The organism is Chryseobacterium pennipullorum, assembly GCF_003384725.1.
Taxonomy (GTDB): domain Bacteria; phylum Bacteroidota; class Bacteroidia; order Flavobacteriales; family Weeksellaceae; genus Chryseobacterium; species Chryseobacterium pennipullorum.
Genome location: NZ_QNVV01000003.1, coordinates 354320 through 367522, shown reverse-complemented (window position 1 = coordinate 367522; position 13203 = coordinate 354320). Strand labels below are relative to the sequence as shown.

General features: G+C 36.8%; 14 protein-coding genes. 2 read left to right on the top strand and 12 right to left on the bottom strand.

Annotation, left to right across the window (positions count from 1 at the left end; all coding sequences use genetic code 11):
• Positions 1-388: 388 nt before the first annotated feature.
• Positions 389-553, top strand: coding sequence for a hypothetical protein (locus tag DRF67_RS21470; RefSeq protein ID WP_165851742.1), 165 nt, complete (start codon positions 389-391; stop codon positions 551-553).
• 473 nt (positions 554-1026) lie between these two features.
• Here the strand turns inward: DRF67_RS21470 and DRF67_RS06100 are convergent, their stop codons facing one another.
• From DRF67_RS06100 to DRF67_RS06055, 10 genes are all read right to left on the bottom strand, one after another.
• On the bottom strand, positions 1027-2313 hold the full coding sequence (locus DRF67_RS06100) for a citrate synthase (RefSeq protein WP_115927414.1): 1287 nt from the start codon (positions 2311-2313) through the stop codon (positions 1027-1029).
• An 84-nt stretch (positions 2314-2397) separates the two neighbouring features.
• Entirely contained in the window at positions 2398-3690 is a 1293-nt protein-coding gene (gene eno, locus DRF67_RS06095) for a phosphopyruvate hydratase (RefSeq protein ID WP_115927413.1), read from the bottom strand.
• A 263-nt stretch (positions 3691-3953) separates the two neighbouring features.
• Positions 3954-5165, bottom strand: coding sequence for a hypothetical protein (locus tag DRF67_RS06090; RefSeq protein WP_115927412.1), 1212 nt, complete (start codon positions 5163-5165; stop codon positions 3954-3956).
• 14 nt (positions 5166-5179) lie between these two features.
• The gene (locus DRF67_RS06085) at positions 5180-5671 is read right to left on the bottom strand and encodes a hypothetical protein (protein WP_115927411.1); all 492 of its coding nucleotides are present in this window, start codon (positions 5669-5671) and stop codon (positions 5180-5182) included.
• 15 nt (positions 5672-5686) lie between these two features.
• Positions 5687-6022 (bottom strand): hypothetical protein, encoded by a 336-nt coding sequence (locus tag DRF67_RS06080; RefSeq protein ID WP_115927410.1) that lies wholly within the window; start codon positions 6020-6022, stop codon positions 5687-5689.
• Between the two features lie 124 nt (positions 6023-6146).
• Positions 6147-6935, bottom strand: a complete 789-nt coding sequence (locus DRF67_RS06075) for a sensor histidine kinase (RefSeq protein ID WP_115927409.1) — start codon at positions 6933-6935, stop codon at positions 6147-6149.
• Entirely contained in the window at positions 6932-7576 is a 645-nt protein-coding gene (locus DRF67_RS06070; RefSeq protein ID WP_115927408.1) for a hypothetical protein, read from the bottom strand. Before DRF67_RS06070 ends, DRF67_RS06075 begins: the two co-directional genes overlap by 4 nt.
• A 1-nt stretch (position 7577) precedes the next feature.
• Positions 7578-8354, bottom strand: coding sequence for a hypothetical protein (locus DRF67_RS06065; protein ID WP_115927407.1), 777 nt, complete (start codon positions 8352-8354; stop codon positions 7578-7580).
• A gap of 6 nt (positions 8355-8360) precedes the next feature.
• A complete protein-coding gene (locus DRF67_RS06060) occupies positions 8361-8993 on the bottom strand; it encodes a response regulator (RefSeq protein WP_115927406.1) in 633 nt (210 codons plus the stop codon).
• Positions 8994-9166: 173 nt separating this feature from the next.
• Positions 9167-11023 (bottom strand): glycoside hydrolase family 35 protein, encoded by a 1857-nt coding sequence (locus tag DRF67_RS06055; RefSeq protein ID WP_115927405.1) that lies wholly within the window; start codon positions 11021-11023, stop codon positions 9167-9169.
• 66 nt (positions 11024-11089) lie between these two features.
• Here DRF67_RS06055 and DRF67_RS06050 point away from each other — a divergent pair, with 66 nt between their 5' ends.
• Positions 11090-11524: a hypothetical protein gene (locus DRF67_RS06050; RefSeq protein ID WP_115927404.1), complete on the top strand. Its 435-nt coding sequence runs from the start codon at positions 11090-11092 to the stop codon at positions 11522-11524.
• Positions 11525-11655: 131 nt separating this feature from the next.
• Here the strand turns inward: DRF67_RS06050 and rplQ are convergent, their stop codons facing one another.
• Complete coding sequence (gene rplQ, locus DRF67_RS06045) at positions 11656-12177, bottom strand: 50S ribosomal protein L17 (protein ID WP_115927403.1); 522 nt, start codon at positions 12175-12177, stop codon at positions 11656-11658.
• A gap of 6 nt (positions 12178-12183) precedes the next feature.
• Positions 12184-13179 (bottom strand): DNA-directed RNA polymerase subunit alpha, encoded by a 996-nt coding sequence (locus DRF67_RS06040; protein ID WP_115927402.1) that lies wholly within the window; start codon positions 13177-13179, stop codon positions 12184-12186.
• Between the last annotated feature and the right edge of the window lie 24 nt (positions 13180-13203).

Genomic DNA, 13203 nt, shown 5'->3' with positions numbered 1-13203 from the left:
AGACCAACAAAAGTATATTATTGGAGGCGAGTTTACCGGCCCTAGAAGGTGCTGTGAGTGGGACGACGTAACCGGATCCTGCTTCCTTTGGGTGTGTAATAGATGTGGCTGCCCATAGCCTATTAAGAAGGCCGTTTCAAAAATTGTGAGGCGGCTTTTTTATGTTTTTCGACCTGATCTACCCACGAAAGAATTTTCCATCTCAATCTACTTTTATTGTAGGTCCAAATGCTTAATAATACTGAGTACACCTTTACAACTCACTATATTTCAAACAGATTGTAATAAAATTTTCGTAAAAACAAAAACAAATTCCTATATTAGGGATATAATTTTGCAAGATTATAAAAAATTAAAACTTAACTATTAACATCAAAACAACAAAGTCATGAACAACAAAAAATCTGTGCTGAAAAATGCACAAAAATTAGGAAGAGAGCAACAAAAATCAATTTCCGGAGGAATAGGCCCATCCAAACCAAGATACTGCTGCGAATGGAACGACGATGGCAGCTGTAGAATCTGGACGTGTGGCAACTGTGTTTGTCCGTAAAAATAATTAAGAGGCTGTCTCAAAAGTGAGACAGCCTCGTTTAATTTAGAAATATCATTTATTTGGCTTTAGCCAAAACTTATCTTTTGCAAGAGTAAACTTAATAAATTATTACATTGAATTTCAGATAGATGAAATATTTTTTTTTAGGTTTTGGCTGAAGCCAATGGAATGTTTTTATTCTAAACGGGCTAAAGCCCGTTTCTATTGAATAATAGGTGTTGTGGAAAATGGTATTGGGATCCTTACGAGATGACAAAGTATCACATAGTCAATAGCTATGGGACAGAATGGAAATCGCTATAGATATTCGCTTATCCATTACTGTGAAATAGAAAGGGGTTTAGGTTGGTGGAATTCCGGTGTTGACGTACGTTGGTGTGAGGAGTACAAGTGGATCGCGGGAAAAGCCTCCAATAAATAAAAAATCCCAAAGCAAGCCTTGGGATTTTGAATATGGTAAAAGCAAAATATTATCTGCTTGCAATATCGATATAGTTTCTCTGTTGAGCACCTTGGTATACCTGTCTTGGTCTTCCGATCGGGTCTCCTTTCAGTCTCATTTCTTTCCATTGAGAGATCCATCCCGGAAGTCTTCCTAATGCAAACATTACGGTAAACATTTCTGTAGGGATTCCCAATGCTCTGTAGATGATACCTGAATAGAAATCTACGTTTGGATATAGTTTTCTCTCGATGAAATATTCATCTTCAAGAGCTACTCTTTCCAACTGCATAGCAATATCTAAAGCTTTATCCTGGATTCCTAATGCACTAAGGATATCATCAGCAGCTTTCTTGATAATTTTCGCTCTTGGATCGAAGTTTTTGTACACTCTGTGTCCAAAGCCCATTAGACGGAAGTTATCATTTTTATCTTTAGCCTTAGCAACATATTTAGATACATCACCACCATCTTTTTCAATAAGTTCAAGCATTTCAATTACAGCTTGGTTAGCCCCTCCGTGAAGAGGTCCCCAAAGTGCAGATACCCCAGCAGAGATAGAAGCGAAAAGACCTGTATGGGCAGAGCCTACCATTCTTACAGTAGAAGTAGAACAGTTTTGCTCATGGTCAGCATGAAGAATTAATAATTTATCTAAAGCATCTACTACAACCGGATCGATTTCGAAGTCGGCGTTGGGTAATCTGAATGCCATTTTGTAGAAGTTTTCTACATAGTTTAAGTTGTTATCACCGTGGTTTAATGGTAAGCCTTGCGTTTTTCTGTAAGTCCATGCACAAAGGTGAGAGAACTTAGCGATCATCAGCTCAGCAGCATGATCCATTTCTTCTTTAGAGTTTACATTAACGGCTTTCGGGTTGAAGGCTGTCAATGCAGAGGTCATAGAAGAAAGAACTCCCATAGGGTGAGCAGAACGAGGAAAAACATCAATGATCTTTTTCATCTCATCTGCGATGAAGTTATATTTTTTAATATTGTTGTCGAAAGAAGTAAATTGATCCTGAGTAGGTAATTCTCCATGTAGTAAAAGATACATTACTTCTGTGAAGTTAGATTTTTCCGCAATTTGTTCGATTGGATAACCTCTGTAGAATAATTCTCCTTTATCTCCGTCTAAGTAAGTGATGTCGCTAATAGTAGCTCCTGTATTTTTGTAACCTAAATCCAGAGTGATTAAACCTGTCTGGTCTCTTAATTTTGAAATATCAATCCCTCTGTCTCCGATAGTACTATCCACGATTGGATATTCATATGAATTACCGTCGTAATTCAATATTACTTTGTTGTCTGACATTATTTATTTATTTTTTTTAAATATACCACTTTCCATAAAATACGGCAAACAAAAATTATCGCTTGCCGTTATTTATAAATTCAATTATCTTTTAATTTTAAATGCTTCTAAACCTGGGAAAATTGCAGTTTCACCAAGAGCTTCTTCAATTCTCAGCAACTGGTTGTATTTTGCCATTCTATCTGATCTTGAAGCTGAACCTGTTTTGATCTGTCCACAGTTCATCGCCACTGCCAGATCAGCAATTGTAGAATCTTCTGTTTCTCCTGATCTGTGAGACATTACTGAAGTGAACTTATTGTTCTGAGCCATTTGCACCGCAGCCATTGTTTCAGAAAGAGAACCGATCTGGTTTACTTTTACAAGGATTGAATTAGCAATACCTTCTTTTACTCCTCTTGATAATCTGTCTACGTTGGTTACAAATAAGTCATCACCTACAAGCTGTACTCTGTCACCGATCTTGTCGGTAAGCATTTTCCATCCTTCCCAATCATCTTCCTGCATACCGTCTTCGATAGAAATAATAGGATATTTAGCTGCCAATTCTGCAAGGTAAGAAACCTGTTCTTCTCTTGATCTGTGAGCACCTTTGTCCCCTTCAAATTTTCTGTAATCGTACGTTCCGTCTTTATAGAATTCTGAAGCAGCACAATCTAATGCCAACATGATATCATCACCCGGCTTATAACCCGCTTTTTCAATAGCCTGAAGCAAAGTATCCAAAGCATCTTCTGTTCCATTGAAGGTAGGAGCAAATCCACCTTCATCACCTACTGCTGTAGAAAGGCCTCTACCCTTAAGGATAGATTTTAAGTTGTGGAAAATTTCAGTTCCTTTTCTCAATGCATGAGAGAAAGAATCTGCTTTCACAGGCATGATCATAAATTCCTGGAAAGCGATAGGAGCATCCGAGTGAGATCCACCATTGATAACATTCATCATCGGAACAGGGAGTGTGTTGGCATTTACTCCACCCACATATTTATACAACGGCATTCCCAATTCAGCTGCTGCTGCTCTTGCTACGGCCAGGGAAACACCAAGAATTGCGTTAGCCCCAAGGTTTCCTTTGTTTGGAGTTCCGTCAAGATCAATCATGATCTGATCGATATAGTTTTGTTCAAAAACCGGTTGTCCAACTAATTTTTCTGCAATTACTTCTTTTACATTTTCAACAGCTTTCAGAACTCCTTTTCCCTGGTATTCTGCACCTCCGTCTCTTAGTTCCACTGCTTCGTGTTCTCCGGTAGAAGCTCCTGATGGTACAGCTGCACGGCCCATGGCCCCATTCTCTGTAAACACATCTACTTCAATGGTAGGATTTCCTCTGGAGTCTAAAATCTGTCTTGCTTCTATATAAGAAATTGCACTCATTTTTTATTTTTTTTAGTTTAGACAAATTTAATCAAAATTTAACTTTTAAGGGTATTTCGAGGGATTTTTTTGAAATATTTCGAAGTTAAATTTTAGTTAATTTATATTATGATAACTCCATCATTTATTTATGAAATCAGTACCGGAATTTCGATACATAAATCCTGATTTAAACATAAAACATTCCCTGAATTTTTATGATTCCAGGGAATATTCTATACGAGGTTTTTAGTTTATTCTGAAATAATATGGAGAGCCTGCGGCTATAATTTAATTTTGCCCAATCCTACCAATAGGTTTAATGCAACGATTAAATTTCCTTTTCTCTGATAATCTCCGTTGAAATCCTTACCAAATGAAAATGTAAGCTTTTGATTTTTAGCAAGCTCATACTCGAAGTTGATAAGATATTTCCAGGAAGATTCAAAATCAGATGTATTCAGGATACTTCTATACAAACATTCACCACTCAAAAGGAATTTTTCATCAAAAAGTTTGAATACCAACCTTGATCCCATATCCAGGGTGTGTAGATTTTCTTTTTCCAATGACGGATTGGCTAGCGCTGAGTCCGGATTGTATAAATATCTGGCCATAAAGATAAATGTTGAGGGTTGTTTCTTCCAGTTATAGCCACCGGTAAGCCAGCCCCCCACTTTGGTGATCTGCGAATTATTAAATGTATTGTCTCTGAAATCCAGGACCGTTCCCATAGACATATCTAAAAAGAATCCGTAGCGTTCTAATTTAATGTTCTGGACATCTTTTCTTATTTGATCATCCAATTCAGTAAACTTGATATTGTGTTCTTGAACTAATAATGAAATACGATTGGTTTCAAGTTCATTTAGTATGGCAATTTCTTTTTCAAGTTGTATATATCTGGGGCTATTCCGGTTATCAATAGTTTTCTGCTCATTTAAAAGTTTCATCTTATCATTGTGATATTGTATCAAAGTTTCATCTTGATCCAATTTTTCTATCCTATTCTGACGATCTATATGATAGTCATATATTTTGGCTAAAATGGTTTTGGTGTCTTTGTCGAATGTCCCTCTGATCAAAGAAAGTTTAGCTCCAAGTCCCAGCCTTGATCTATCTCCAATATTCAGTTCATCATCTTTTTCAATACCTCTGAAGCCTAAAGACACCACAAAACTTTGCTTAAAGCTCTCATTAAAACTTGTGCTGTCCATTAGATTCTGATATTTTCCATTCAGCTTAAATGGGGCAATATCCACTGCAAAAGATGTTGGCAGAGCAGAAAAGTTTCCTGTGCCCTCCCGCAAAGAAACCATCAAAATTTTCAAGTCCGTAGGCTTTTCAATATCAGAATTGGCAATACCTAATAAATTGGCAGCTGGAGATGCCTGCGCACGCAAAAGATCCAAATCGATCTCATCTTTTTCCTGGCTAAAACAAAAATGAGAAAACAAGATAAGGATCAATCCTATTGTTAATTGTACAGTCTTCATGATCTTTATTCTAATTAATAAAAAGTAATATAATGGGTAAAGCTAGCCGTAGCTCCTTCGTTCCCCACATCAATGGTGTGATTGTCATCATAGATCCTATTATTTCCCTGTTTTATTATCACTCTCAAAATAGTCTTATTATTTTCGGGATTCTGATTAGAATCAGTAATATCTGCAGCTATGGCAAGCACATTACCAATCAGTTCTCTGCAGTTTCCCATCAAAATATCATCTGTGGATGTTTTAATATACAGTGAAGGTTTATTTGTTCTCAAAATTTTAAGTCTTGCTGACCCAAGCTGGTCATCACCTCCAAAATATATTGAGACCGTCACCTCAGATTCATCATTAGGCAGTCTGAGATTCTTCGACGCCACATACTGGCTATCTTTTTCCTGCGCATCTAATAAAGGGCTGTTGATCATCTGCATCTCCCAAATTTTATAGTTGAGCAGCTGAGTCTGAGCATTTAAAATTCTTACTGTTTGATTTTTCTTTGTTTTCATGATTTTAGTTTTTAATTATTGTTTGTTGGGTGAAGGAGCCAGAAGCCCGGCGAGGGCACCAATTGCTCCGGAGGAAATGGCTGTAAAAATGGTGATGATTTGAGGGCTTAAGGCGTCCTTATTTTCCAGTCTGATGACCATTATTGTCAGTGTTATGATAATGGTAAGAATAGCCAGCCCTAGGGCGATGACTATTATTCTGTAGATCCACGAGTCGGTATCTTTGGGGTTTTGAGTAACTATACCTTCTAAGGCGTCAACGGGACTTTCCTTAAATTTGGTCTGGAGCTCCGGACTGTTTACTAAAGCTGCTTTAAAGTCGTCAAAGGTATTGGCAATTAAAGTTTTCATGGCTATTTGTTTTTATACCTCAAAGTTCCATGAAAAAAAGACCTCAGTCAATTACACAAAAGGGTGATTATACCACAAAAGCAGCACCATTAAAAATGATGCTGCCTGTAATTTATGGGAAGAGTTACAATTTTATTCTGAAGATTAAACGGGTTCCATGGCTTTCTGTTGTCATCATACATTCTCCTGTCAGCTCGCTCATTCTCCTTTTCATATTACGGATTCCATTCCCTTCGTGATGGTTTTTAGGAATTCCACATCCGTTATCTGAAATGATCATGGTAAAAATAGCAGCTTGAAGAGAGAATGAAAGGGTGATTGTATCTGCCTGGCTATGTTTGTATGCATTGTTGACAGCCTCTTTTAAACACAGAAAAAGATTTCTTCTGAGTTCCGTAGAAATTTGAGTCCGTGTGCCGATATTCTCGGAGTCCGAATGAAGCACTATTGTCGTTTTCTTCAGAAAATGCTCAGTGTACCGGATCGCATACTCTATAAAATTCCCTAAGGTGTCATTTTCTGAATTCAGGCTCCAAAGCATTTCCCTCATGGAGATATTCATTTCTTCTGAAGTTTTGAGAAGCTCATCGATATCATCCTGTAATTCTTGATCATCAACCCGCTGTTTTAAGAATTCTGCCTGAAGTTTAATGGCTGAAATTCCTGCGCCAAGATCGTCATGCATATCGTGGGAAATACGTTCCCGCTCTTTTTCTATCGATCTCTGCTTCTCGAGTTCTTTCTGAAGCATTTCATTTTGGTGCTCTACCTCTCTAAGCCGTTGCTGCTGTATAAAAAAAACCTGTCTTTTATTATATACAATCACCATCATCACAATAAACACCACAAAAGTGACCAGCAAAACAGCGGCAATAAGATACGTCAGCTTGATCGTGTCCGGCAATTGTTTCATGCTGATCTTCTATTTGTTGATTTGTCAAACTGAACCAAAGCAATATAGAACATTCCATACATTACGATATTCACTCCATATTGTATATTCTTTAAAATTTCCAGGAAAGCGGGGTCATTATCTTTAAGAAAAAACATAGGAATCGATCTGAAAATAAAAAAGATACTCCAGAAAAGCAGCCCACAGGAGACCCAGAAATGAGGATCATCTGTAATTTTTATTTCATCATAATTTTTAAGCCTGGTATAAAACCAGACCAAGGTATTGATAATGAAATAGAGGCACACTAATATTCCGAGCTGATTTTGGTAGTGTTCGTCATAGAATTTTACAAAGACCAGGATATAGGCAAGTATGGCCATAACGACATATAACGACACAGTCTTTAAGGCACCTGAAAATATTCTTTGATAATAGCTGTAAAAAAATACAATCATAAAGATGCTGTAATAATTAAACATATAAGCAAAATCAAACTCCCTGATATAAATTTTATAATGGCCATAGATCTCCAGTCCCAGGGAAACGGTTAAGAAAATGGTTAAAAAGTTTTGGCTGGAAAGGCTTTTCTTTCCAGCTAAAACTGTAGACTTCACTGCAGCTGCCACAAGCACTGCAATGTATATGATCTGAATTACCATTTTATGGATAAAGAGAGCCCATATCGTAGTACCCTGTGTCTGTCGTAAAAACCAGCGTCATTTGTTTTTCGCGCGTTTCAAAAAATCTTCTATACCGATCCCATCGAAGTCTACTAGTGTCAGAAACCACATTCTGCACATCAGTAATCTCACAAAGATTGACTTTAAATTTTTCGCAAGGATCCTTTGATAAAGTATTTATCAGATCCACAATATGATAACTGATACAAATTGTATTCTCCTTGTTTGAGTACTTTGTCAAAACTTTATGCCCGTGATCACGATAGAGTTTGCTAAGATCTTTTAGACTTTGATCTGAGATCTTGAGATCCTTAATGGAAAGATTCAAATCTGCATTCATGATGAGATAATTGTTTCCGTCAATAGTCTCTTTATCTGATGTTTGTAAAGAGGCTACCATATAGATCATTTTACCTTCAGAATACGGATTAAGCTTTATTCTGGAATCTTTTGGGTCTATCTGCACAAAATTAAACGTTAAATATGTGGCCTTTATATCTTTCATCATCTGGCACATATTATCCAGCATTGAACGGCTCACCTCATATTTGCCATCACGATTGAAATTCACCTGATGATCTTTCAGAAAAGATAAAGATCCCGTTTTTGCGGTAGCCATAAAGCTCTCCGCCAGTTTCTGACTAATGGGCGTTATTTCCACTCCATCTATCAGATCAAGTTTATTTCCGATTGGACCTTCTGTGTAAGGCAATGTGTCTTGCACAACCTCTTGACTGGTTTGATTTAAATTCTCCATGATTTCTTAGTTTTTAAAATGGTTAAATTTATTAATTGCTTCAACTTTATTGTTGACATGCAGTTTTCTATAGATATTTCCAACGTGTTTTTTTACCGTATCGATGCTGATGCATTTTTTATCCGCAATTTCTTTGTAAAGGAGGCCCTGGGAAAGAAGTTCAAGAATTTCCCTTTCACGGGCTGTAAGCTCATCGAAGTCTTTACAGTCAGGAAGTTTTCTTTCGAAGTGCCCCAGTACCCTTCTGGCAATAGAAAAACTCATGGGAGCTCCTCCATGATAGACATCCCGGATCGAAGAAAGAATTTTATCCATGCTTTCACCTTTCACAAGGTATCCCATAGCACCGGCTTTTAAAGAATTGAATATCTTTTCATCGTCTTCAAAGCTGGTACACATAATAAATTGGGTATCCGGCATTTCTTTTTTGAGCTTTTCGATGATTTCAATCCCCAGCATATCCTGCAGCTGGATATCCATCATCACAACATCAGGAGCAAGATCCGGAAGATTTTTTAAGGCCTCATTGCCATCAAAAAACTGAGCTATCACCTTCATATCCTGCTGATAATTGATGATCTTCTTCAACGCATTGTTGTAGTTTTTCTCATCTTCCACTATGGCTATAGAAATGCTCATGTCTTTTTTGTTTGAAGCAAATTTCAACAGAAAACAGGTTGGAATCAATTACACTTTTGTGTAATCTTAACGGTTGAGTTTGTGGTTATGTTTCAATTTTTGGCTGTATTAAATTTAATTATTTATTCGCTATAAAACCAATTTCATTACAAATAATTAATCATAATGCTTTATTATTTCACAAGCTGATCCAAAATAGGATGATCAATACTGTTAATGGAACGGTTTCCTTCAAAAATCTGTTCAAAAATCTGAATGGTATTTTTCCCTTTCTTCAACCAAACTCCCGGAATATACAAAGTCTGTTGAGGACCTACTTTACTCCAATACCTACCCAGGTTCCTTCCGTTAATAAAAACAATTCCTTTTCCCAGTTTTCGCACATCCAGAAATGTATCTCCGGGCTCAATCAGGTTAAATTCCGCTTCCTGGACAACGGGTGAATGGACTGCAATAGTTTTAGATTCATATGGATGCCTGGGAAATTTGTCAAAAGGCAATGGAAACATCTGCCAGTTTCCCAAAATCTCAGTTCCATTGATTTTCACAGGACTGATAATTCCCTTTAAGTTATAAATAATGTTAGCTCCATAGTTGATTCTTCCCATACTTTCAACCAAAATATCGAGCTTATCTCCTTTTTTGATATCAATATCAAGACTGTATTTTTTAGTTACCCTGTTCACTTCTCCTTTCCAGATTCCGTTGATATAAACATTGGCGTAATCTCTCAGACCATCGATATCAAGGGATCCTTTGTGATCTTCATCCATTTTTTTTCTGTACAAGACATATCCATGACCTATATTCAGATCCTCAAAGGTAAGCGGAGCATTATTCACAATGGGTTTGCTGTTTTCAATGATATCAAACAAATTACCTGTTTTCAAAAATTTTATTTCCGGGAGCGTGATCACTTTTGTCGGCTGTGGAATATCTGGCAGATTCTTAGGGTTCAGCTTTTGGAAAACAGCTCTTAAAGCTTTATACTTTGGTGTTGCCCATCCTGACTCACTGATCGGAGCATCATAATCGTAACTCGTAATGTCTGGCTGGATATCATGGTCTTTATCATAATTGGCACCACTGGTAAAACCGAAATTCGTTCCCCCATGAATCATATAATAGTTAAAAGAAATATTATTCTTTAGATATAATTCTGTTTGCCTTACGACGTCTTCTGTACTTACTTTAACAAAAGGTTCAGCCCAATGGTCCAGCCACCCGGGATAATATTCTGCTACCATGTAGGGTCCCAATCCACCATTGTATTCGTTCACACTTTTCTTTAAAACATCAATATCGCTTTCTCCATTGGCAGTTGGCAAAGCTCCTTCAATCGCTCCTCCTTTAAATAATGAACTTCCGTCCGAAGTAAATAATGGAACGGAAATCCCTTTTTTTACAAGCATTTCTTTAATCTTGTGGCTGTACTTCCGGTGTTCTTCCAAAGAAATATCTTTTCTTTGGGCAACATAAGATCCGAATTCGTTTTCTGCCTGTACCATAATAACAGGACCGCCACGATCGATCTGTAACGGTACAATTTGTTTGGCCAGCTCTCCTATATACTTTTCACATTCCTCTAAAAATGCAGGATTGTCTCTTCTTATTTCGAGATTTCTATTCTTTTGGAGCCACCATGGATATCCTCCAAACTCCCATTCTGCACAAACATACGGTCCCGGACGGATGATCACATATAATCCCACTTCCTGTGCAGTTTTTATAAATTTCCGCAAATCTTTCTCCCCGGAAAAGTTCCACTTTCCAGGTTTCTCTTCGTGATAATTCCAAAACACATAGGTGGTAACTGTATTCAATCCCATTGCTTTCATCATTTGCAAACGGTGTTTCCAATACTGAGATGGAACTCTTGGATAGTGCATTTCTCCGGAATAGATGTTGAAAGGTTTCTCATTTAACATAAAATGACCTTCTTTGATCTCAAACTTTCCTGTTTGGGAAAACACCGCATTAACCGAGGTAATAAAAAGAATAATGCAAAAATATCTGCTGAAATTTCTCATAGGACAAGGCATGATTTTTGTAAAATTAAAGATTAAAAATTATATTGGATATTAAATAAAATAATCATGAAAAAAAACATCTTAGCCCTTGCCGCGATTCTTTCATTAACAGTGATCAGCTGTAAAAAAAGTGAAAGCGGAAATAAGAGCATTATTAAAACCGATAGTACAGAAACTCTGGTTACAGATACAAATGGTAAAATTGACTCTATAAGCGAGAGCTCTTCCACTGTTGATGTGAACGGAAAAAAAATTGAGAAAACAGATTTTGTATATAAGGCCACGGATGGTACCCTGGTAAAAGTCGTATTCAAAAACGATCCCAAAGAAAGCACAGTTGCCATTACCAGCAATAAAAAAACATTTACATTGCCTAAGATTGAATCAAAAGGAAATGAAACCATCTACAAAAAAGATGATATGACTGCCAGAGTGCAAGGAGACAGCCTGCATCTCGAACAGGGTAATAATATTATTGAGTTGAAGAGAACGAAAATATAAATGATAAAACCGCTCAAAAGGGCGGTTTATTTTTTTATTTATAAAGGAGCCCAAATGGCAAAGACTATACGCTATAAAAACAAAAAACCATCCGTAGTACGGATGGTTTTTATGATATATCTGAATGAATATTATTCTTCAGTTTTCTCTTCAGTAGAGTCAGCTTTAGCTTCTTCTACCTTCTCTTCTACTGCAGGAGCATCAGCTACTACAGCTTCAGCTTTTTTAGGTGCAGCAGTTGATCTTCTGCTTCTTCTTGTAGCTTTTTTCTCTTCAGCATTAGGGTTGTAAAGCTCGTTGAAATCTACCAATTCGATAAGAGCCATATCAGCAGCATCACCTGGTCTGAAACCTGTCTTAATGATTCTTGTATAACCACCGTTTCTTTCAGCGATTTTCGGAGCTACAGTTCTGAATAATTCAGCAACCGCAAATTTATTTTGAAGGTAAGAGAATACTACTCTTCTGTTATGTGTAGTATCTTCTTTTGCTTTTGTTAATAGAGGCTCAACATATACTCTTAAAGCTTTAGCTTTAGCTACAGTAGTGTTGATTCTTTTATGCTCAATTAGAGAACAAGCCATATTAGAAAGTAAAGCACTTCTGTGAGAAGCTGTTCTTCCTAAGTGATTGAATTTTTTACCGTGTCTCATTATTAATTATTTATCAGCGTCTAACTTATATTTTGCAACGTCGAAACCGAAGTTAAGACCTTTTGAATGCACTAATTCTTCTAGTTCTGTCAAAGATTTTTTACCAAAATTTCTGAATTTCATCAAATCAGACTTACTGTAAGAAACCAATTCTCCAAGAGTTTCTACTTCAGCTGCTTTCAGACAGTTTAGGGCTCTTACAGAAAGATCCATATCTGCTAATTTAGACTTAAGAAGTTGTCTTGTGTGAAGTGTTTCTTCATCGTATTGGATAGATGCTTTTACAGCTTCCGTTTCAAGCGTGATTCTCTCATCAGAGAATAGCATGAAGTGATAAATTAATATCTTAGAAGCTTCAGTTAAAGCATTCTGAGGGCTGATAGACCCGTCAGTTTCTATATCTAATACAAGTTTTTCGTAGTCTGTTTTTTGCTCTACACGATAATTTTCAATGCTGTATTGTACTTTCTTGATTGGCGTGAAAATAGAGTCGATCGCAATAGTACCTACCGGTGCATTGTTTGACTTATTTTGTTCTGAAGGAACATATCCTCTACCTTTTTCAATATTGAAAGTAATTTCGAAAGTTACATCACTGTTTAGGTTGCAGATTACCAAATCCGGGTTAAGAACCTCGAATCCGTTCATTGACTTTCCTAAATCACCAGCAGTAATAACCGTCTGACCTGAAACTTTAGCAACAACCTGCTCGTTAGCCTGGCCTTCTGCTGCAGCTTTTAATCTTACCTGCTTAAGGTTAAGAATAATTTCGGTAACATCTTCGATTACTCCTGGAATAGTTGAAAATTCGTGCTCTACACCTTCTATTTTGATAGATGAAATAGCATATCCTTCCAGAGAAGAAAGCAACACTCTTCTCAAAGCATTACCGATTGTAAGCCCGAAACCTGGTTCTAAAGGTCTGAATTCAAATTGACCTTTAAATTCATCAGAGTTAAGTAAAATTACTTTATCGGGTTTTATGAATTGTAAAATTGCCATATTATTGGGTTGAGCAAAAATTTG